Source organism: Aliifodinibius sp. S!AR15-10 (assembly GCF_031569985.1).
In the GTDB taxonomy this organism is placed as follows: domain Bacteria; phylum Bacteroidota; class Rhodothermia; order Balneolales; family Balneolaceae; genus JAMQKA01.
This window is the reverse complement of the sequence record NZ_JAMQKA010000014.1, coordinates 107,906-130,196: the sequence shown is the minus strand read 5'-3', so window position 1 is coordinate 130,196 and position 22,291 is coordinate 107,906. Positions and strand designations below refer to the sequence as shown.

Here is a 22,291-nt window from a genome sequence, read left to right as displayed (position 1 = left end):
CCAATTCTCAGATCTGGTTCGTATGGTATAATGAGGGCAAATGTTATGCTAATATCATCGGTAACAGATAATAAAAAATAAGATTATGTATAGAGCTATTATTCAACTTAAGAGAAGCCAACTACTCTTGATACTATTCGCTGTAACACTGGTTTTTGTAGCCTGCGAGGGTCTTACAGGTCCAGAAGGTCCCCAGGGGGCGGAAGGGTCCCAAGGACCTGTCGGTCCGGCCGGTGACGATGGAAGTATGATGTATGCGGATGAAGGGCCACCCTCAAGCGATATTGGGGATATAGGCGATTTTTACCTTAACACGAATACCGGTGAATACCACGGACCCAAAACGGAAGAGGGCTGGGGAGATCCAATTATTGTGCTGATGGGCAACGACGGAGATGACGGCACCGAGATCCATTCCGGGAGCGGGGCACCCAACGATACGCTGGGAGTGGCAGGAGATTTCTATATTGATTTGAGTGTACAAAATCTATATGGGCCAAAAGACGATTCAGGATGGGGCACACCCATAGACCTTAATGGCGTAGATGGTACGGACGGGGCAGATGGTGAAGATGGCAGCCAAATTTACTCGGGGGATGGAGCGCCCAAAAGTTCGATTGGGGCTGTAGGTGATTACTACCTGGACAAGACTAATAAAGATCTCTATGGCCCAAAAACGGACAGCGGTTGGGGTCAGCCTATAAATCTTAACGGAGAAGATGGACAAGATGGGGCGGATGGTGAAGACGGCAGCCAAATATATTCAGGAGATGGAGCTCCCGATCAATCCCTTGGTGATGTGGGGGATTATTACCTGGACAAGACAAACTATGACCTGTACGGACCCAAATTTACACTTCTGAATACCAATTCTGCTATCTGGGGTGTTCCAATCAACCTGAAGGGAGCTGACGGGGCAGATGGGGCCGACGGTAACGCCAATGTTACACGGTATATATACCCGGGGCATGATTTTGATGGAGAAGAAATTTGGGAAGGAATCAGGCACAGCCTTGTTATGCCGAGTGAAACCGCTATGCGACAAAGTGTTTGGCTCATGTATGGGCTGAAAACTTCATCAGATGATATTTATTCCATACCGGGCAGCGGTGGGGTCGAGAATAATTTTTATGATTTCAGTTTGACATGGCTTAGCGGTATTTCCGCTGCACAATTTCACATTTTCAAGGTAGGTGGACACGGTATAAGATTTAATCGGTTTGAGATTGTTAGGATTGAATCATCCAATACGGTAGACTTTACAGGTATAGAGGACGATTCGCGCCTCCCAGAGGACCTTGACCTCTCAAACTACAATGAGGTGGCCCGTCACTTCGGTTTCTAGGTGAGGATAAATTAAGGAAATGAGTTTTAAACCAAACTATTTGTCAGGCCAAAGCCTCCTCTGCCGAAAGGTGGAGGGGGCTTTTATGTGCTTAGCCCACATTTCTCACAAATATTTACAATTACGTTGCCGTAAGATGGTGTTAATAATGGGTTTACCTAATAATATCATCCGAAGATAAAATCACGTACTCAACGTACCAAGGTGGGGTTCCGGTGCTATTTTACCGTAGCCTTGCCGAGGAGAAAATTGCTTGGTGGGGAATGTGGGCGTCCCCCTTCACCGATTTTCTCTACTATATGGATCGTCTCCATATTACTATCTGAACCTGATCCATATAGTAATGAAATTTGAAATTTTCCTGGCCAGGATCTGCGTTCTATCAGGCGCGGGGATGAAATTCTTTATGTACCTGGTGCAGCAGTGAACGATCGACGTGGGTATAAATTTCGGTGGTAATGATGGAAGAGTGCCCCAGCATCTCCTGGACCGCGCGAAGGTCGGCCCCGCCCTCCAGCAAGTGGGTTGCAAAAGAATGGCGAAAGATATGGGGATAGACATTTTTGGTGATGCCCGCCCGTTCTGCCGCGTCATTCACAATATTCCAGATACTCATACGCGAAAGCGGTCCGCCCCGATTGTTCAAGAAAACGCGATTCTTGGCTTTTTGAGGATTTTTCTCCTTAAGATATTTCGGGCGGATATACTCAATGTAGTGCTCCAAAGCGTCTTGTGCCTTTTCCCCCACCGGCACCAGGCGCTCCTTGTTCCCCTTGCCAACCACCCGGATAAAGCCGATCTCGAAATACAGATTGTCCAGTTCAAGTCCGGTTAGCTCACTGACCCGCATCCCCGTGGCATACAGCGTCTCCATAATCGCAGCATTCCGGATACCCTGGTTCGTTGTACGATCAGGAATTTCCAGGATCTGGTTAATCTCATTCGGGTCTAGCACCTCGGGCAGTTTTTCTGCTTTCTTGGGCAGGTCTACAAGTTCTGCGGGATTAGCCTTGGTGATGTTCTCTACTACTGCAAATTCATGGAAACTGCGGATACTCGAGACGTTGCGTGCAATTGAGCTGGGGGACAGGTCCATTGCGCTGAGCTCTTCAAGGTAATCTTCAATATGTTTCAGCGTAACACCCGCCAGGTCCTTGATTCGCAGGTCCTGTGCCAAAAACTTCAGGTACCGGGTCAGGTCATTTTTGTAGGCTTCGATGGAGTGTTCTGAGAGTCCTTTTTCTACCTTGGTAAATTGCAGATACCGTTGTAATTCCTCCTTGAACTGCATGGATATGTGTTACGGGTTTTATTTGGATTACTTATTGTGGTTTATTCTCTATAACTGCGAATAAATAATCCTGATTTAACTCAATAATTTTACGAATCCCACTACAAAACCTGCAACCCGCAACCCGAAATTCCAAGGTTCTTAACACTTTTTCAGACGAAACACTGGTCAAATAACGCAATGCCAGGCTAGGTATTAATATAATCATCCACTTTGGGCGGTTCTGGGGATTCGGAATCTTCAATGGTGAGATCGGCCGATTTATCGTCGGTAATTGAGGTATCTTTGGCCATCTTTTCAACCTGCTCGGCGTCTTGTGCCTTCTTGTCATCAGGGTACTCTACCCGACTGTGATAAATACCCATCAGTATGTTGAGGAAGGTTTCTTTGATTGAGCGAAGGTCCTGGAAGGTGAGTGGACATCTGCTGAGTTGACCTTCATTAACGCGGTCATCCACCATCTTGTTTACCAGGTTTTCCAGCTTCTGGTAACTCGGGTCTTTCATGGCGCGAGATGCGGCTTCCACGCCATCAGCCAGTAGCAGGATGCCGGTCTCTTTGGTTCGGGGCAGGGGACCGTCATAGCGGAAATCCTTCTCCTGGATCTCATCTTTATCCTCATCGGCATTTTCCTTGGCTTTCTCAAAGAAGAATTTTATCAGTGAGGTGCCATGGTGGGTCTTGATAAAATCGATAATCACCTCCGGTAGTTTTTCCTCCTTCGCTACCTTTACGCCGTTGCTGACGTGCGCCTTGATTACCAGTGCACTCATGCGGGGTTTGAGCTTGTCATGCTCGTTGGGTCCGGCCTGGTTTTCCACAAAATAGCCGGGATTTTCCATCTTCCCGATATCGTGATAAAGGGCACCTACGCGGCAGAGAAGTCCGTTTGCCCCGATTGAGCCGGCTGCTGCTTCCGAAAGGTTGGCTACCTGCAGGCTGTGGTGGAACGTACCGGGAGCTTTAGTCATCAGGTCTTTCAGCAGCGGCAGGTTGGTATCGCTGAGTTCCAGCAGGGTGAAATCCGTGGTTACTTTAAACACCTTCTCAAAAAGCAGAATCAATGGGTAGGTGAACAGGATGAAGATGGCATTTATCACCACAAACAGCAGGTCGTTTCCAAGTTCAGTCCAGCCCTCGAAAGCTGTCATGTTGAAGCCGATCATGGTTATGGCATAGGAAGTAAATACAATGCCGGGTGTGATAAAGAAAAACTGGGAGCGCTTCTTTATATCCCTAACGGAAAACAGTCCAAGGCTGCAGGCTACCGTCGTTGCCGCCACATATTCGAAATTGTTGCCGATAATCAGCCCGGTTAGCAGCGCCAGGCAGATGGTTGAAAGCAGCCCCACGCGCGAATCAAAGATGATCGTCAGGATGATGGGAGCTACAGCCACCGGCACGATGTATGGAGAAATGCTATTCAGTTCATAGGTGATGGAGCTGGCGACACAGATCACACTCATTGCTATAAATACAAGCAGGAGCATAGCGTTATTTTCAAAGATATAGCGCCGGTAAAGGTACAGGTAGAAGAAAAATACGGTGGTGATGGCGAAGATAGACAATATATCGCCAAGGTAACGGAGCCACCGTTCGGTATCACTGGCATTTTGGGCACGGGCCTCCGCCAGGCTCTCCAGCCAGTTGGCTTTTTCCTGGTTCACCAGGTCTCCTTTGCGGATGATGACCTGTCCCTGGGAGACAGCCCCTTTTGTGGTAGAAATATTGGAGAGTGCTTCGGTAATACGCGCCTGAGTATCATTTTGATTAAAGATAAGGTTAGGCTGAATGACCTGGTTGAATATCTGAGAGCCCGCGGTAGCAATTTCATCAAAATAGGAGCGAGAGAGCTGGAATCTGGCATACTCTTTCACTTCCTGGATGTCTCGTACATTTGCCACACTGTAGGTCCGCTCTGTTCGCTCTTTGAGATCTCTGACAGTAATTTCATCAAGGGAAAGGGTATCCTTCTCGACATTAATCACGCCTTCCTCGAGTACTTCGTTGATCAGGTTTTCAAGCCGTAGTTTCAGATCAGCACCTACAAACTGGCTGGCATTACCGCCGGTGTTCTGCTGGGCGCGATTTACCTTGGCATAATTTTCGAGCAGGGCCTGCCATGACTGCTCGGAAAGGTTGAGATTGGAAACATTCATCTCCTGCACGAACCGGAGGCTGTCGTTGGACGTGGTGCCATTGTTTTCGGCCATGGACTGCTGCCAGGAAAGGTAAGACTTTAGAACAGGCTGCATATCTTTAAAAAGGGAGTCCAGCCTGCTCTGGATGGTAATTTTGGCATTGTGATCCACATGAAAGATCGGCGGGGTGCTCTGGCGGATTTTCTGTCGTTCCTTTTCCAGCTCTGGCTGTGTCTTCTTCAGGGCAAACGTAAACGGCGCGGTTAGATCCTCGGCCCGCCACGGTTCTCCTATAGTGTAATTGATCGGCTCTTTAAAGGACGTCCGGGGCACTGAGCTTATTAGAATCCCCAGAAACCCAATAAGGATAAGGGCGCGAATATATTTGTTTGTTTTGAGAGAAGAGGCCGCTTCCTTCTTTTTTTTCTTTTCTCCTATAACGGGCGCACCTGTTTTGGCCTTTTGGCCGAGTCCCAGTTTTTCTAATAACCCCATGTTAGAAGGTTTTATGAGCAATTAACGTGCCGTTTCCAGAATACATAAAACTGCAGCTCTATTAAAGTAATTAATCGGGCGATATAGAAAAAATTAAATGAAATTGGTTAATTGTAGTCATTCTCTCGCCAGAGAGCCACTTGAAGTTCAGTTTTACAATCCATTAAACCAGTATAACGTTCATTGCGTGCAATTATGTATAATGTTTTAAGTGGTTAGAATATCTTTGTGTCATCCTGAACTTGCTTCAGGATCTCTTAAGGTTTCGAAATGTTGATCTGGTTCGAAGTCTGGTCAATATGTATTGTTTTTACAAGATCTTCGGCAACTTTCGGGAGGCAACCTCCCGGTGCCGGAACAGAAAACGGACGCGGCGGGATCGCCACGTCGATCACATCGTTAAGCCAACAAGTCTGTATAATGCCTCCTCGCGATGACAGTTACTATTTTGAGTGGTTCTTATGTCGTATTTAAGCTACTACTAACGCATTGGGTATAACTAATTATTTCCAGCCTTGGCAGCCCCCCTTACTACTAAAGAAGCCCGGGTGCACTACTCAGAGTGTCTGTAGTAAACTACCAAACGTTTCCGAGTGGACTACCAGCAGCGCTTGAGTAGGCTACCAATAACGCTTGAGTAGGCTACCAATAACGCTTGGGTAGACTACCAAAAGGGCTTGAATAGACTACTCAGAGCAACTGAGTGGGTTACTCAATCGGTTTGAGTGGTCTGCCAAGAGCGTCTGAGTGGGCTTCTGTAAATAAAAGAGTAGTCCACTCCACTTAGTCCATGGGCAAAAGATCCATCAATTTGTCTGCGGGCATACTGCTTGAAGCACGATTTTGGTACCCCTTTATTTTGCCCTCTAACCTTTGACCTTAGACTTTTTGACTTTCAAATCTTAGACCTTCTGTTCCTTCAACAACCCCAAACTGGCGCACGTTTGTAACTTGCGCCCTTAAAAGGAAATGGTTCAAGTTGCAAGCTTGAACCCAGCAGGTACCCGCGAAGGAGGCGTAATGGACCGTAATAGGATTTCATTGTGTAGCTTTGTGGGTCCTCTGCGATACTCTGTGAAACAACTCTTTATAAATATTGACTGTGGAGACCCTGGCTTTCTTGAATCGTGACCAATCAGTTGCGCGCGAACTAATTCCCTGATTTCTTCCTCATTCCCCGACCATCTGCCAAAGGTCCTCTTCGCTGATAATAGGGATCTCCAGCTCTTGCGCTTTATCGTATTTGCTGCCCGGTGAGTCTCCGGCCAGTAGGTAGTCGGTGTTGGAGCTGACCGAGGAGGTGGTGCGCCCCCCGTGCTTTTCAATGATTTCGGTGGCCTCTTTGCGCGTTAAGGTGGGGAGCGAGCCGGTAAGAACGAATTTTTTGCCTTCCAGCTTTTTAGAGGCCTGCTCTTCTTCCTCCATCTGGAACTGAAGGCCGTGCTCACGCAGTCGCTCCACTGCCGACCGATTTTTCTCATTCTTGAAGAAGGCCGAGACGGATTCAGCAATTTTGGGGCCGATGGTATCGATGGCAGTAAGCTCTTCTTCATCCGCATTGATAAGCGCGTCCATGGAGCCCAGGGCGTTGGCCAGGTCGCGCGCTACGGTTGCGCCCACAAACCGGATCCCCAGTGCATAGATAACCCGGTCCAGCGGCTGCTGCTTGCTTTGTTCTATGGCATCCAACAGATTTTGAGCGCTTTTTTCGGCCATCCGTTCCAGCGGCAGCAGTTGTTCTTTCTCCAGGTCGTAGAGGTCGGCGTAGGTCTGGATCAGGTCGTTGGAGACCAGCTGATCGACCACTGCTTCACCGAGTCCCTCAATATCCAGCGCATCTCGAGAGGCAAAGTGTTCGATGCGGCTGCGTACCTGCGGGGGACACTGCGGATTGATGCAGCGCCAGGCCACCTCGTCGCCAAATTTGACCAGCTCTTCGCCACAAGCGGGACAGTTGGCCGGCATCTGGAATTTGGGGCCCCGGTTCTCACGGTCGGGATTGACCACGCTGAGGACCTGGGGAATAATTTCACCGGCCTTTTCCACAATCACTTGGTCTCCCACACGAACATCCTTTCGGTGGATTTCATCTTCATTATGGAGAGAGGCGCGTTTTACGGTTGTGCCCGCCAACTGAACGGCCTTGAGTTCGGCAACAGGCGTTATTCGTCCAAGCCGCCCCACCTGCAGGGTGATATCCTCGATGGTGGTAGTTGCTTGTTCGGCTTCAAACTTGTAGGCGATGGCCCAGCGCGGGGCTTTTGAGGTGGTACCAAGCGTATCCCGAAAACGCTCTTCATTTACTTTAATGACCACGCCGTCCGTTTCAAAAGCGAGCTGGTGACGCAGTTCTTCCCATTCTGAAATTTTACCGTGTACCTCATCAATATTTTTACACTGCTGGTAGTGCTCGCAGACCCGAAAACCGTACTCCTTAAGCAGCTTCATTTTTTGATACTGGGTGATCGATTCCTCTTCCTGCTCAAGCAGAAGGTCAAAGCAGAACATGCGTATCGGCCGGCGCGACACTTCCCGTGGATCCTGCATCTTGAGGGAGCCCGCGGTTGAGTTTCTCGGGTTGGCAAAGGTATTCAGTCCCTGCTCTTCACGGAATTCATTGAGTCGCATAAACGCTTCCCGTTCCATATATGCTTCGCCCCGGACTTCCACCACATCTGGATAGTCATTCTTGAGGGTCAGTGGCAGGTCGCGGATGGTTTTGATGTTTTGTGTGATATCGTCGCCACGCTCTCCATCGCCCCGGGTGGCACCGAGGACCAGCTCCCCGTTTTCATATCGGAGACGGATGGCTGCCCCATCGAACTTCAATTCAACCAGGTAGGTGAAATCGGTGTGACCCAGGATTTCCCGCACCCTGCGATCAAAGTCATTTAGTTCCTCTTCATTGTAGGTATTATCCAGGCTCAGAAGTGGCACCGGGTGCTCAACAGTGGGGAAATCACTTGACGGTTCACCCCCCACGCGCATGGTCGGTGAACCCGGTACCTGGAGATTGTAGCGCTCCTCCAGGTGTTCCAGCTCTTTCAGGTATTCATCAAATTCGCGGTCGGAAATGAAGGGTTGTGCTTCCTGGTAATAGGCTTTGTTGGCACGGTCCAGGAGATCGCGCAGCTCCTGAACGCGTTGTTCAGCTTGCTCTTTGTTCATTATTAATATTTTTCAATCTCAGTTAATGGTTGGGAAACTCGGTCGATCCATAACAGAGGAGGGGAGAGGAAAGTCTAACTCTGTTGAATCCGGGGCGGGTTGAAGCCAGGTTGGGTCTCCTTCAAAAAGGGAGCGTTGGATCTCTACATATTGAGAGTCAGGTTGGATTGAGGTCAAAAATCGCTCATTGAAATTTTCTATGGGATGGCCGTTCATCAGCAGTTCCATATTGCTGTACTGTCCCCGAATACGAATAAAGTCTACAAATTCAAACCGAAGCGCCTGTCCCTGTTCAATCCAGTAGGGATTAAATCCTGCCATCTGGTCGGAATGTACTCGTACCGGATCCAGGCGGTTGTAAGCGGCATAGATAAGCAGATGAAGCGTGTCGCCCAGGGCTTGAGAAACTTGTTGAGGCTGGCTTGGTGCCTGCACAGCAGTATCTTCTGTGGCAGAAAGATCGAGTTGAAGCGAGTCTGGAACAATGGCAGGTTGCGAGAGATTCTGCGTCGCAGGCTGATTTTGCCCACCTTCTTCCAATCCCTGCAGGTTACTGTTTTGATAAAACCAGTACCCTATAATAGCTGCCAGCACAATTAAGACCAGGGCTATCCCAACCCAGACGCGCGACTTGTTATCCAGTGGTTTGAACCTGCGTCCGAGGTCTGCCCAGTCTATGGAACTAACGGATGGAGAAGAAGTCGCCCTGCTGGTGTCCGTATCATCCGTAAAAGTTGAGATATGGGTGGAGGTTTCCTTCTCTTCTTCACGGGACCGCGACTCTTTGTCGACGGTATCCTCATCCTTGGTTTTGGGCTCATCTTTGTCAGCTTCCATCTCATCGGCCTCGGCTTTGGCATCGTAGGTAAATGAGGATTTCTTGGGATCAATATTTGTGTGATCCAGCAGCTCTCCCTCGTAACTGCCGAGTTCGTAATCGTCAAGAGCCTCAATAATATGCTCTTCATCGATGTTTAACTCTTTACCATAACTCCGGATATAGCTGCGGATGTAGGTTTTGTTGTCTTCGAAGTTCGTAAAGATTGTACCGTCTTCAATGCCTTGTAAAATATCGAGAGGAATTTTGGTAGCGTCGTGAATATCCTCAAGTGTTTTTTGTTGTTGCTCTCGGATAGTAGCAAGATCATTGCCGATTGATGCCATGGGTACAGTGTGTGATTAAATATGTGAAACGAAATAAGAAAATAAGATACAGACCTTTGCAATCAAATATGAGGATGATGTCGAACCTCAGGTGAAACTAATTAAATATAGCTGACGCTAAAAACTTTTCTCTGGTTTGGGCTACGCTTCTGCCTTTATGATGGAATTAAAAATAACTAGATTGAACATTCAATTATTATTATATGAGATTAAATATTTGAGAACTTGTTACCAATTGCTTTTAACAATAATACTGCACATTCATCTGCTTGCCTGTGATGGATTGAAGTGTTAAAGGTTGAAAGTTACAAGTTGAAGGTATTGAATTCTGCAACCTTCAACTTATAACCTTCAAAAGCCATTTGATTGCGTTCTTTTTTGTCTTCAAATCGGTAAATACGTTATTTGAGATACTTTTTAGTTGATATCTGCCGTGTTTGTTTCAGTGCTATCTGAGAGGTGAGCGAGCCAGATAGGCCGCATAAATTTATCGAAGTGGATAATAGAAACGGTATAAATCAAGAGTAAGTGAGATTGTGGACTTCGCTGGGAACCTTTTCAAAACATTTGGTCGTGGTTTGGGCAATGTTCTCTTCCCACGGGTGTGCATCTGCTGCGGTATGGAGGTGACCGAGCAGCAAAAGCAGATCTGCACCTTTTGCCTTATGGAACGTTTTCAGGATGCCAATCCTGGAAATTCCATGCAATCGGCCGTCGAGTTTTTGCCGGAAGGGGTGTTGGGGCAGCATGCGCTCTGGCAATTTGACAAAGGGGGAAAGCTGCAGGATCTGATACATCAGCTCAAGTATGATCGCCTCACCCAGGTGGGGATTCAACTTGGAGCACGGCTCGGGAGCAGAATCCAAAAACATCCACAGCTTTTATCACTAATAGAAGAGTATCGCGAAAACTGCGTGATGGTGCCGGTGCCACTGCATTACTGGAAATTTATGCGCAGGGGATTTAACCAGGCATTCAAGGTTGCCCAAGGTGTTGAGCAGCGGCTGGATATCCCGATTTGTGGGATTAAAGATGTCATCCGGCAGAAAAATACCCGCAGTCAAACCGGCTTCGACCTGGAAGAGCGGAATGAGAACATGAAGGACGCCTTCAAGGTGAAAAAACAAGATCAATTCCGGGAAAAACTGGTGATCATAGTTGATGACGTGTTTACTACCGGGGCTACCACCTTTGAACTTTCCGGTGAGCTGTTGGAAGCCGGGGCGGCGGGCGTAATAATCCTGACAGTGGCACAGGCGTAATTTTTTGTTGAACGGTTGAAACGTTGAGTTGTTGGTAGTTTAGTCGAAAGTCAGAAGTTCTAAGGTAGGGAAGGTCTTAAAGTCGAAGGTCAAAGGTCGAAAATTTCATATTGAAGGTTGGGTGTTTCGAATAATTCAACATTCATAATTTATCATTCAACACTGCCTACCCCCATCCTGATGTAATTTCATTGGAAAGAGAACGGAGCCATAGCATAAAGAAATCATTGTTGCCTAAGATCCGCGCTTGCTGCGAAGCGTCTCCGACTCCCGGAGGATTTTGGTTATTCAAAAAATGAACATCCCCCGGCGGGAAAGAAAAAAAGAAACTGAATCTATTGCATTACTGGTAGGAGTGCGATATCATCATAATCGGCTACTGCACGCTGCCCAGTACTGTTTCCGTCACTCAGCAGAAGGATGGCCAGCGGTTTCTCCGGGGGATCATCCCCAAATAGGCGCCTGTAATCCTCAACGATATTACGCTGAAAGGTGTGCCATCTGCCGAGACCTTCTGTGCCCGATTTCATCACCACAATTTTCTGATTTCCGAAAAATTCGGAGAGTTCTGTCCCCTCCTTCAGGGTAGAGCTCCAGGTGTAACGAATAGATTTTGGGACCTTCTTAAACAGCGCCACTCGACCCATATCGAACACCACGTATATGCTTGCTGCGGTGTCATTGCGGTCTTCATCGCCCTCGTTGCCCCCCTCAGGAATCTCATGCACTCGCCATCTCCAGCGTAAGATCGGGGTTTCATAAATATTGAGATCCTCTCTGTAGAGCAGCGGAAAATTGATGTGCTTGGCCCTGGTACCGTCATAGTGCAGATATTTATTGCCATTTTCTTCCACCACCTGATATTTGTACGATGCCCTTTCTTCCTCCGGGTACAGAAACGGTCTGCGTTCCCCATCCCGATTGTACCATTTATGGGGCAGCCGCCCCACCCGGTCATTTTCAAAATCGTCGATCAAGAAAACTTTATTGGGTTGTTTTTCTGAGCCATTCTCATCGGTATGCGTTTGAGCACAGATCGGTGAAAAAATGATCAACCAAAAAGTCAAAAATAGTGTCACAGAGATTAGGTTTTTCATGGGAAATTTTTGTAGATGAAGGAGACAATAGGCCGTTATATTATTTCTCTTTGATGAGAGCGAATTGTAAATTAAACGTTGTTTATTTCACAATGTTTTGAGATGAAGAGAGAGTAATGAAAATTGCATTCATTCAGACCTACCCCGTCTATCACGACCTGGATTTGTCAACAGAGGAGTGGCTCAGGCTCGAAAATCGTGATAAATGGATGTCTGCAATCCTGGCTGCGGATGGTCATGATGTGGAGCTGCTGGGCGTTGCACGCGAATCAATGGAATATACCTACAAGCGCCCACCCTTTGGGGAGTTTCCGGTTCGACTTTTCAGGGCAACAAAGCAGCACAAGCGCAATAAAAAAGACTACTGCAGGGAATTGGTTGATTATTGTCGTTTCTTTGATCCAGACCTGCTGTTTTTAAAGGGAGTAGACGGGGGAGTGGGAATACACTTGTTGGACCGCTATATTCTACCCGAGGCAAAGCCCTATGTATTTGTTATCGGCGGAAAGTACTATAATCGATATCTGCCCAAAGCTGCAGCAGTGCTGTATGAAACTATCGAGCAAAAGAACCTGCTGATGAAACCATGGTGGGGAAGCGGGAATAGGAAAATACCTGGGGAAAAGCTCTTTTGGCTTCCAAAATCGATTGACACTGATCTTTTTAGACCGCGGAAAGAGATTCCAAAAGAATTCGATATTATTTCAGCCGGGCGTTTTATTCCGCGGAAAAATCATGACATGCTTGGGAAACTGAGCAACGACCTGGATGTGGCATTGATCGGCGACGGGCCCATGCGGGAGAAGCTTAAAACGACTTTTCCAGAACTGAAGCTTTTGGGAGCCGTCCCCCACGGTTGTATGCCGGAGCAGTTAAGCAGGGGAAGATACTTTTTCCATACTGCAGCTGGAGATTTTTTCCCGAGGCTTATAGCTGAAGCGATGGCCCTGGGGTTACCGGTTATTGGATTCCGGGAGCTGATTGCCGAAGAGGTCATCCCTGCGAATTGCGGCATCAGGGTGCCCAAAGATGACTACCGGAAGCCGGTTCTCGATTTTGTAAAGAACGGGAAAGAGGCCTACGCCAGGTACTCCACAAATGCCCGCTCTTTTGTGGAGGAACGTTTTGGCATCGACTCCTCCAGGGAACCGATGCGAAATGTGTTGCGCTATCTCCAAACGAAACAGTACATATAACTGGAGTTCAGCATGCAATGGAGCTCTGCCTGGTTGGATGCCAAAAAAAGAGATCTAAAAAAAGCATATGATCGCATCAGTGATTATAGCCAATCAGAACGCGGAAAACGCGTAGGCAGGTGGTCGGGATATCTCATTCAGGCGGGAATTATTGCATATTTGTTGTATGAATTAACCCAGATCGGGTGGAATAACTTCTTTGACGCTCTGCCCACGACGCCCTATTTCTACCTGCTCTTCCTGGTACTTTACGGGGCGCTGCCGGTTGCCGAATTTTTCTGTTACAAGCAATCGTGGAATATCGGTTTCCGGGAAAGTCTGCCGGTCTTTATCAAAAAGCGAATATATAACAAGACTGTAGCAGGATATTCCGGCGAATTTGTTGTTTTTGGGTGGGGTAGAAAACGTGGATTCGCGAATGACAAAGAACTCTTCAAGGTGATCCGCGATAATAATATCATGTCCTCACTGGCTTCCTCTGCGGTGGTTTATGCGTTGCTGTTGGGCTTTGTTCTGAGTGGTGAGGTTGCCCTCCTGGACTACCTGGGTAGCCGCTATGATATACTCACCATAACCGGAACGGTGGTAATCGCTCTCCTTCTTGTGGTTACTGCGTATAAATTCCGATCCTATTTTTTCTCAATGTCAAGCAGGGTTGCCTGGAGGGTATTTGGCATCCATACCGTGCGGATGATCTTTCTCAACGTGGTGCAGGTTTTGCAATGGTATGTGGTTTTACCCGAAATTACCCTGGATATCTGGTTCACCTTCCTCAGCGTTCAGTTGCTTATTAGTCGGATTCCAGTGATACCAAGCCGAGACCTGATTTCAATCGGGGCCAGCCTTGAGGTCTCAAACTATGTGGATATCTCTCCGGCTGGTATTGCTGGAATACTGGTGGCTCACAGCGTGCTCAACAAATTACTTAACCTGGCGCTCTTCAGCCTGATCACCTTCCTTGAACGGAAGCATGAATCCAAGGTGGAACAATCGAATCCCGGGTGAGCGGGTCGTATAATATATCGGATATTAGATCTAGGCGGGTGTGTAGATTAGGTTTATGGATGAGAGCCAGTTTTATATTAACACGCACAAAAACCGGTCGAAAAAAACCAGCAAATGATGAAGGAAATGTTCGATTTCTTAGAGGTAGATCCCGATTTTTGCGTACCTGGTTCTGTACAAATTTATTACCAATCCACTCGCTCCATTACCCAATTTGTGTTGCAGGCCTTAAATTCCAAGGCTCGAAAACAACTTTGTGAACTATACAGCAAAGACATCGAAAAGCTGGAAAACGAATTTGATCTCAATATTTCTCACTGGTAATACACCAAAGAGGAATCTTAGTTTAAGTCAATTTTGTTGATAATAATATAGAGATAACAGGGGGATGTTGAGAACTTATTCAAGGTTTTCACTTTTATTTTATTAAAAGCTATCTTTAGGCCCTTATGAAACACCAACCCAAAGTTCCTCATCGACTTTTTGCCGAAACGCAGATGGGTATTGTCACCCGGTTTGGGGATTGGTTTCATACCACGACCGATCAGATTGAAGAATTCGTGCCCGGGCTGCTTGAAAATATTGAGCTTGTCGAGCTTATCCGGGCGGCGCAGGCTTGGGTTAAAAGTGCCGACAGCCTTTCCATGATCCTGTTGCTGGGTCTTTTACTGGTGGTCGATCCCATCATTGCAGCCATCATCACGCTCGTCTTTCATGGCCTCTGGTATCTCTATAAAAGTTCTTTTGTGACTGTCTCGCTTAACACCGTGATGGAATTTTTGTACAAAGATGGCACACAGCTAATGCTCTCACTGGTAGTGATCAGCTATTTGGGCGTGGTGGGACAATATTCTGCAGCCGGTATCGGGCTGCTCTTTTTCTTCCTCTTCAAATTAGGGTTATTAAAAAAGTTGTGGGACAAAGTATACCCAAATCTCATCAATGGATCATTGACGCTGAACGATCGCGTCCTGAAAATGGTCATCCTTCGGTATTCGATGCAGCAGGATGTCGCTCCTGATGAGATTAAGCAAATGGAACAGGAAATTGCAGATCTTGCAACACTCAGAAAAAAGAAAAAATAAACCCTATCCAACGTGCCCATAACCAACTTGTTTATCATCCGGCATGGCGAAACAGAATATAACAGAATCGGCCGCATGCAGGGTCGGGGTATCGACCAGCCGTTGAATGAAACCGGGCGTTTGCAGGCCCGGGCCACCGCTAAATATTTAAAAGATTTTGGTATCGATATCGCTGTCAGCAGCAGCCTCAAGCGCTCCAAAGAAACCGCCGGTATTGTGGCCGATGACTATAAGGTAAATCTACTGTCATACAAGGAGCTGGACGAAATCGATTTTGGTATCTATGAAGGGCAGTATTCCAAAGATATCCAGGACGAACTGGATACAATCCATGAACGCTGGCAAAAAGGAGAGGTGCACCTGGCAATTGAAGGCGGCGAAAGCCCCAGCCAGGCACTGGATCGGGTTAGCCGCCGCATGGTTTCGGTCATTGAGGAGCATGAAGGCAAAAATATTCTTGTGGTGCTTCACGGGCGCCTGATCCGGATACTGCTTTCCTATTGGTTGGGTTATGGCCTGGAGCGTATGCACGAAATTAAACACAGCAACGGAGCTTTATACCATCTTAAGTGGAACGGAAAAGCGTTTGAGATTGTCTGCCTGAACAAAACAGATCATCTGCAGGAATCCTTGCCCAAAAAAGTTGATTCTTAAAGTCCAATGTGAGTTTATATCTTTGAAAGAAGGGAATGGGGCTGAAGGGCTATTTTTTTCAGAACTCCCTGTGGAACTGACTGTTCAATATTAATCTTAACGAAATCACAAGTAAATAGATGAGTGAAAAAGTCCGGCGGATGTTCGCCGACATAGCAGATGATTATGACCGTATAAACTCCATTCTGTCTTTTGGCGTGCATCATGCCTGGCGCACAGAAACCGTGCGATTGAGCGGGGCTGATTTGGGGGACAAGGTCTTGGATTGTGCTACAGGCACCGGTGATTTGGCGATAGAATTCAAGCGTAAAGTGGGCAATGACGGATATGTTCTGGGTACCGATTTTTGCAAGGAGATGATTGAATATGCTCCTGATAAAGCGAAAAACGAGAATCTGGAAGTCGATTTTGAGGTCGCCGATGCAATGAATCTGCCCTACGAGGAGGATAGGTTCGATATCTGCAGTATCGCCTTTGGCATTCGTAATGTGGATGAGCCTGTCACCGCTCTCAAAGAGATGGCCCGTGTGGTGAGGCCCGGCGGAAAAATCGTGGTATTGGAGTTTGGCCAACCCAAAGGCCTTATGAAATTTCCCTATGAGCTCTACAGCCAGTACATTATGCCGGCCGTTGGCGGTTGGATAAGCGGCAACAGGGAAGCCTATACCTACCTGCCAAAGACAAGTGCAAAATTTCCGGCCGGGGAGCACTTCCTGGCACTGATGGATGAGGCGGGCTCATTTGCAGAACGAACCTCAAATAAATTGACCGCCGGAATCGCTTATATCTATGTGGGTACGGTACAATAAATCCACTATATTACGCCCCACGCAGTAATCGCAAGAAATAATGACCGTTTATGGCAGAAATGAAAGTTGAAGAAATTAAAAAATATATACCGCATCGATTCCCCTTCCTGCTGGTAGACCGGGTGCTTGAACTGGAAGAAAAACGTATTGTTACCCTCAAGAATGTGACAGTCAATGAGGAGTTTTTTAACGGCCACTTTCCTGGCGCACCTATCATGCCGGGTGTTTTACAGGTAGAAGCCTTGGCGCAAAGCGGCGGTATTATGCTTATGAAAAACCAAGTGGAAGAACCGGAAAAGAACCTGGTTGTATTTACGGGGATAAACAAAGCAAAATTCCGGAAATCGGTGGAGCCCGGCGACCAGATTAAGATGGAAGTGACCCTGAAGAATCAGCGGCGCAATTTTGTGACGATGGATGGGCTTTCCACGGTTAACGGGGATGTAGTTTGTGAATTGGAAGCTTCAGCAGCGATAGTACCACGAGAGGACTCATGAGTACGCAGAAAAAGGATAGCCGCCCGGCAAAAGTCACGACCCAGACGGTAGTGAACATGAAACGTGAGGGCGAAAAAATAAGCATGCTTACCGCCTATGACTATACGATGGCGCGTATTGTCGACCAGGCGGGTATCGACGTGATACTGGTGGGGGATTCAGCCAGTAACGTTATGGCCGGCCATGACACCACTGTGCCGATGACGCTGGAGCATATGATATATCATACCTCATGCGTAGTGCGGGGAGTGGAGCGATCACTCATCATTGCCGATCTGCCGTTTATGAGCTACCAGGTAACGCCCAAAGAGGCACTAATAAGTGCGGGACGCATGATGAAGGAAGCCGGGGCCCACGGCGTAAAACTGGAGGGTGGCAAGCCGATCATTGATACAGTGAAAAAAATTGTGGATGCGGGCATTCCTGTTATGGGTCATTTGGGACTTACTCCACAGAGCATCTATAAGTTCGGAACCTATAAGGTCCGTGCCAAGGAAGAGTTAGAAGCAGAAGAACTATTAGAAGACGCCAGGCGCCTGGAGGAGGCCGGCTGCTTTTCTATTGTACTCGAAAAAATTCCTGCAACGCTTGCTGCAAAAGTAACAGGAGAACTTTCCATCCCCACCATCGGAATTGGGGCGGGTGCTGCCTGTGACGGACAGGTACTGGTTTTGCACGATATGCTCGGGCTTAATAAAGAGTTTAAACCCCGTTTCTTGCGGCGTTATGCCGATCTCCATACCACAATAACCGATTCAGTAGGTGCATACATAAAGGACATCAAACAGGGAGACTTCCCCAACGAAGATGAACAGTATGAATGATTGGATGTTGTTGAGACGTTGAATCGTTGAAATGTTGAAGTTGTTTTAAGTTGGATGACTACTCCGCTTTGGAGTTAGCGATGGTAATTTTATTTCAATTGAAGAGATTTTATGAGCAGCGATAAACCCCTCATTTTAGTTTGTAATGACGATGGAATTTTTGCCCCCGGGATTCGAGCCCTTGCGGAAGTGGCCGATGAGTTCGGGGATGTTGCCATTATTGCCCCCGACCGGCAGCAGAGTGCGGTGGGACATGCCGTAACCGTTAGCACGCCGCTCAGGAGCCGGGCCTTCCAGATCGATCACCGGTTTAACGGGCAGGCGGTATCGGGTACCCCGGCAGATTCTGTGAAGCTGGCCCATGACCAGCTGCTGGAGCGCAAGCCGGACTTGGTGGTCAGTGGCATCAATCACGGCAGCAATGCAGGCATCAACATTCTGTATTCCGGTACTGTCAGTGCTGCTACCGAGGGCACCATTTTGGGATATCCTTCATTGGCTGTAAGCTGCACCGATTATGATGAGGATGCCGATCTGAGCGGGGCAAAAGATGCAGCCCGACGCGTGATCGGCTGGATATTAAGTGAAGGGCTTCCCAAAGGAGTTACGCTGAATCTTAACGCGCCTTCCGGTCCGTTGAAAGGCATCAAGTGGGCCCGCATGGCCAACAGCCGATATGTGGAAGAGTTTGAGGGTCGCGTGGATCCCAACAATCGAAACTACTACTGGATGACCGGCCGTATGCAGCTTCTGGATGAGGGCGATGACATGGATCTGAGCGTGCTGGAGAAGGGGTATGCTTCGCTTACGCCGATCCAATACGATATGACCGCCTATACGCTACTCAAAAATAAAGAAGATGTAGAACTGTAGGCGATTTCCAGTTGTACAGTTTTACAGTGTTTCAGAATTCAGTTTACAGACATTATTTACAAAACTGAGTTCAGCAAAAGAGAAGAGCTTATGTAATCATTCAGAATCTGCCGGAAAGCACTGTTACAATCTGTAAACTGATACACTGACACACTGGTCACTGTAAAACTGATTCCGTTAATACCCTCGTTTCTTGAGTGTTTTGAGTACATCCAGCCAGAATGACTTGACTTTCGGGATGCGGCTTTTGTCTGTTCGCAGGCTCATCTGCTCCAGATGGGAGATGGAAACGGTTTTGATATGCTCGCCCCATTCTGCACTTTCAGCCGAAACCAGGCCGTCGTTGATTCCTTCCTCCTCAAAAATGTGATTGTTTTGAAATCGAATCATAGTTTCAATCGGCGCGCTTGTGCCTTTTCCCACAGCTGCACTGAACGAGTAGTAGGGAATCGACTCGAGGTTCCGGATTTCGTTATTGAACCGCTCCCGTACATATGAGCGGGTCAGCTGTTTTACTGAGCCTATGGCGTCACTTTTTGTTTTGGGATACACGCGGTCGCCCATCCAGTCAAAGAAATCCCCCAGTTTGCCCTGGATAGCATCGGGCGCCCTGAGAGCCAGTTCTGCCAGGCTGGTCCCGTGGTGCGGAGTGGCGATGGTGGTGAAGGAAGCGACATACCGTTCGAGCTCTAGCTTGGAGAGCGCATAACGGATATCAAGCCCCCCCATGCTGTGGGCTATGACATTGAATTTGGCGATATCATACCGTTCAGAAAGCTGTTGAATCAGGGTTTTCCACTCCTGCGAACGGATCTCGATTTTGGCGTACGGAACGATGTTGGGAGCAAAGGCCAGCACCCCGTGCGATCGCATAAACATGGCGATGTCATTGAGTGGCGAGGGCTTGACAAGGGAGGCGAATGCTCCATATCCATGGCAAAGCAGTACCGGGTGTTTGAGCTCGATATACTCTGGCTCGGGAAACGCTTCGAGCTTGAATTTTTTGAACCACTTGTCGCTGTTAAATTGGTCGAGCATATTGGTATCAAAAATTGATTTGCGGGGGATGTATCAGGTATAATCCGCTTTTTTTGAACGTTGCCAGCTTCTCCCTGACCCACTCAAGGGATTCGTCATCAGCCATCACAATGGCCACCGGGTGTTCTTGCTGCCGGGCCCGGGCTGCAAATTTGTCCAGTTCCTGTTTAAAAAAGGTTTCCCCTAGATTGGAGTCCAGGACCAAGGCATCATTCACATCTATAAAAGTAATATTTTTCTCCGATGCAGTCTTGGTGATGGGTTTTGCAGTTTTTGAAGATAGAAATGACACATTCCTGAAGTTGAGTATCGGCGTGTTTTGTGGGACATGTTCGAGCAAAGAAAGCGGGGGAAGTGTGTTTCGTGATTCATCGGCACTTTTTGTAGGCTCAATCCAGTAACAAATATAGGGATAATCCTGGTTGATATTCTGGATCCGCTCTCTCACTTCCTCGGAATTGGAAACACGCAGGGCGATGGGGATCGGTTCCCCGAACCGAATAACAGATTCAATCATTGATGGTGACGGTGTCTCTTCAAATGCAACGATAATACTGGCAATGTCTCGCTCCAGAACCAGGTCTTCATCGGTCTGTAACGATAATGTGCGGATAACAGTGCCCATATGAACGAATTGAATCACCATATGTTCCTCCGGTAATGAAATTCTTGCTGGCGTTCGTACTGAAAGAGGATGAAACGTACGGTTTAATTCGGCGTGCAGCAGCGTTTTTGAAAAGCGGGGGGGTACGTCAACAGTAAACTTTTTGCGGGTCAGAGTGGAATCGACCTCGATACTTCGAACCCGAATTTGATTACGATTCACATTAAAGTTTTGCAGCGTGTGTACGATAAGAGAGTCAGCCTGTGCGAAAGTCTGGAGTTCATTGCTCTGCGTATCTTCGGAATACACCAGTATCAAGGCACTGATAGTACATGATATAAACAGTAACAGGGCTATTAGCCGTTTTTTGGTATTCCCGCCAGAAAGATGACTCAAGACAACATAATTTTTTTAACGATGTCAATAATAGGTGTTCTATAGCTCTAAATCTACGTATTTAGGAAATCAAATTTGAGAAAAGCAAGCAGTGCCTTACATTGCCGTCCATCTGAAAAAAATGTAACGTGCTCACTCACTATGGCATTAAGTTTTACCAAGGTAGAAACGGATCGTCATATCGATGCTTTCCATGAGCTACCGTTCAGAATCTACAAAGACAATACCTACTGGGCCCCTCCATTTCGGTTTGAAATTGAGAATATCTTTGATTCACAAAAAAACGATTTTTTTAAGACCGGCGAATGCGAACGGTACCTGGTGACGGAAAACTCCCGGGTGGTCGGGCGCTTTGCCGTTATGAATACTCCTGAGCGAGACCAGGTGCTAGAACCCCAAATGGGCGGGATTGGCTTCATTGAGATGGAGAACAATCCAGAGTTGGCCGAGTCTATTATAAGCTTTGCCCAAGACTGGCATCGAAAACGGGGCTATGGTGCCATGCGCGGTCCGATTAATTTTGGAGAAAATGATACGTACTGGGGACTGTTGGTGGAAAATTTTGAGCATCCCAATATCTATGGCATGTGGTATCATCCGCCTTATTACCAAGAATTGCTGGAACAGACGGGAGCTGAAAAACTGGACGATCACTGGAGCTATATCCGGTATTTTGACAAGCCTGTACCGGACCGCATGGTAAAGATTACCGATCGTATTGAAAGTAAGCCTGGTGTGGAACTGCGCCCGATTGATATGAGTAATATTTACCGGGATGCACAGTATATCCGGCAGATTTACAACGATGCCTGGAGCAACCAGGAAATTCATGAGCGTGAACAGGAATTTACGGAACTGACCGAGGAAACGGTCAACCGCCTGGTGGAAAAGCTGAAGCCGGTAATAATACCGGAAAGCGTGCTGTTGGCTTTTGTAGATGGTGAACCCGCTTCCTTCATTGTGTGTGTGCCCGATTTGAATGAAGTTTCAAATGAAACGGGCGGACGGCTGCGATGGTGGCATTATCCAAAGTTGCTGTGGTTCAAGCGCAGGGCAAAACACTTACGGACGCTGGTATTTGGGACGCGTCCGAAATTCAGGAAAATGGGGCTTGAGGCACTCACATTTACCCGCGGAATACAATTCACCAGGGAAGCAGCCCCGTCTATTGAGTACCTGGAGGGCGCCTGGGTAAGCGAAAAAAACTGGTTGATGCAACGAAGCCTGGAAGCATTGGGCTGCGAGCACCACAAAACACACAGGACCTACAAATGGGAGTATTGATTTAAGGAGCTCCGTTAAAATTATCTGAGTGGTTGGGCGTCATGTTAACCTAATAGAATAGTT

Annotated in this window: 19 protein-coding genes; 12 read left to right on the top strand and 7 right to left on the bottom strand. The window is 47.5% G+C overall.

Translation table 11 applies throughout. The features are described from left to right. Positions 1 to 85 precede the first annotated feature (85 nt). Entirely contained in the window at positions 86 to 1,345 is a 1,260-nt protein-coding gene (locus NC796_RS11570; protein WP_310684566.1) for a hypothetical protein, read from the top strand. 382 nt (positions 1,346 to 1,727) lie between these two features. On the opposite strand, the gene xerD is transcribed toward NC796_RS11570, so the two are convergent. The 4 genes from xerD to NC796_RS11550 form a co-directional block, all read right to left on the bottom strand. Further along, the gene (gene xerD, locus NC796_RS11565) at positions 1,728 to 2,636 is read right to left on the bottom strand and encodes a site-specific tyrosine recombinase XerD (protein WP_310684565.1); all 909 of its coding nucleotides are present in this window, start codon (positions 2,634 to 2,636) and stop codon (positions 1,728 to 1,730) included. 188 nt (positions 2,637 to 2,824) lie between these two features. After that, the gene (locus NC796_RS11560; RefSeq protein ID WP_310684564.1) at positions 2,825 to 5,272 is read right to left on the bottom strand and encodes an HDIG domain-containing metalloprotein; all 2,448 of its coding nucleotides are present in this window, start codon (positions 5,270 to 5,272) and stop codon (positions 2,825 to 2,827) included. Between the two features lie 1,170 nt (positions 5,273 to 6,442). Further along, a complete protein-coding gene (ligA, locus tag NC796_RS11555) occupies positions 6,443 to 8,440 on the bottom strand; it encodes an NAD-dependent DNA ligase LigA (RefSeq protein WP_310684562.1) in 1,998 nt (665 codons plus the stop codon). Positions 8,441 to 8,458: 18 nt separating this feature from the next. Beyond that, complete coding sequence (locus tag NC796_RS11550) at positions 8,459 to 9,604, bottom strand: helix-turn-helix domain-containing protein (protein WP_310684561.1); 1,146 nt, start codon at positions 9,602 to 9,604, stop codon at positions 8,459 to 8,461. A 536-nt stretch (positions 9,605 to 10,140) separates the two neighbouring features. Between NC796_RS11550 and NC796_RS11545 the strand changes: the two genes are divergently transcribed. Beyond that, positions 10,141 to 10,866 (top strand): ComF family protein, encoded by a 726-nt coding sequence (locus NC796_RS11545; protein ID WP_310684560.1) that lies wholly within the window; start codon positions 10,141 to 10,143, stop codon positions 10,864 to 10,866. Between the two features lie 335 nt (positions 10,867 to 11,201). Here NC796_RS11545 and NC796_RS11540 read toward each other — a convergent pair whose 3' ends face one another. Next, positions 11,202 to 11,963, bottom strand: a complete 762-nt coding sequence (locus NC796_RS11540) for a DUF3047 domain-containing protein (RefSeq protein WP_310684559.1) — start codon at positions 11,961 to 11,963, stop codon at positions 11,202 to 11,204. A gap of 116 nt (positions 11,964 to 12,079) precedes the next feature. On the opposite strand from NC796_RS11540, the gene NC796_RS11535 reads away from it, so the two are divergent. The 9 genes from NC796_RS11535 to surE all read left to right on the top strand — a co-directional run bounded on the left by NC796_RS11535 (position 12,080) and on the right by surE (position 18,906). After that, positions 12,080 to 13,159, top strand: coding sequence for a glycosyltransferase family 4 protein (locus tag NC796_RS11535; RefSeq protein ID WP_310684558.1), 1,080 nt, complete (start codon positions 12,080 to 12,082; stop codon positions 13,157 to 13,159). Positions 13,160 to 13,171: 12 nt separating this feature from the next. After that, positions 13,172 to 14,164 (top strand): hypothetical protein, encoded by a 993-nt coding sequence (locus tag NC796_RS11530; protein WP_310684557.1) that lies wholly within the window; start codon positions 13,172 to 13,174, stop codon positions 14,162 to 14,164. Between the two features lie 126 nt (positions 14,165 to 14,290). Next, positions 14,291 to 14,488, top strand: a complete 198-nt coding sequence (locus NC796_RS11525; protein ID WP_310684556.1) for a hypothetical protein — start codon at positions 14,291 to 14,293, stop codon at positions 14,486 to 14,488. Positions 14,489 to 14,613: 125 nt separating this feature from the next. Continuing rightward, positions 14,614 to 15,249 carry a hypothetical protein gene (locus NC796_RS11520; protein WP_310684555.1) on the top strand — a complete coding sequence of 212 codons (636 nt, stop codon included), beginning with the start codon at positions 14,614 to 14,616 and terminating at the stop codon, positions 15,247 to 15,249. Between the two features lie 12 nt (positions 15,250 to 15,261). Then, positions 15,262 to 15,903 carry a histidine phosphatase family protein gene (locus NC796_RS11515; protein ID WP_310684554.1) on the top strand — a complete coding sequence of 214 codons (642 nt, stop codon included), beginning with the start codon at positions 15,262 to 15,264 and terminating at the stop codon, positions 15,901 to 15,903. Between the two features lie 119 nt (positions 15,904 to 16,022). Next, positions 16,023 to 16,712 carry a bifunctional demethylmenaquinone methyltransferase/2-methoxy-6-polyprenyl-1,4-benzoquinol methylase UbiE gene (gene ubiE, locus NC796_RS11510; protein ID WP_310684553.1) on the top strand — a complete coding sequence of 230 codons (690 nt, stop codon included), beginning with the start codon at positions 16,023 to 16,025 and terminating at the stop codon, positions 16,710 to 16,712. A 50-nt stretch (positions 16,713 to 16,762) separates the two neighbouring features. Next, the gene (gene fabZ / locus NC796_RS11505; protein ID WP_310684552.1) at positions 16,763 to 17,209 is read left to right on the top strand and encodes a 3-hydroxyacyl-ACP dehydratase FabZ; all 447 of its coding nucleotides are present in this window, start codon (positions 16,763 to 16,765) and stop codon (positions 17,207 to 17,209) included. Next, positions 17,206 to 18,033, top strand: coding sequence for a 3-methyl-2-oxobutanoate hydroxymethyltransferase (panB, locus tag NC796_RS11500; RefSeq protein WP_310684551.1), 828 nt, complete (start codon positions 17,206 to 17,208; stop codon positions 18,031 to 18,033). Before fabZ ends, panB begins: the two co-directional genes overlap by 4 nt. A gap of 111 nt (positions 18,034 to 18,144) precedes the next feature. Next, positions 18,145 to 18,906 carry a 5'/3'-nucleotidase SurE gene (gene surE, locus NC796_RS11495; RefSeq protein ID WP_310684550.1) on the top strand — a complete coding sequence of 254 codons (762 nt, stop codon included), beginning with the start codon at positions 18,145 to 18,147 and terminating at the stop codon, positions 18,904 to 18,906. 177 nt (positions 18,907 to 19,083) lie between these two features. Here the strand turns inward: surE and NC796_RS11490 are convergent, their stop codons facing one another. After that, positions 19,084 to 19,944: an alpha/beta hydrolase gene (locus tag NC796_RS11490; protein ID WP_310684549.1), complete on the bottom strand. Its 861-nt coding sequence runs from the start codon at positions 19,942 to 19,944 to the stop codon at positions 19,084 to 19,086. A gap of 7 nt (positions 19,945 to 19,951) precedes the next feature. After that, entirely contained in the window at positions 19,952 to 20,944 is a 993-nt protein-coding gene (locus tag NC796_RS11485; RefSeq protein WP_310684548.1) for a divergent polysaccharide deacetylase family protein, read from the bottom strand. Between the two features lie 141 nt (positions 20,945 to 21,085). Between NC796_RS11485 and NC796_RS11480 the strand changes: the two genes are divergently transcribed. After that, the gene (locus NC796_RS11480; RefSeq protein ID WP_310684547.1) at positions 21,086 to 22,228 is read left to right on the top strand and encodes a hypothetical protein; all 1,143 of its coding nucleotides are present in this window, start codon (positions 21,086 to 21,088) and stop codon (positions 22,226 to 22,228) included. The last annotated feature ends 63 nt before the right edge of the window (positions 22,229 to 22,291 follow it).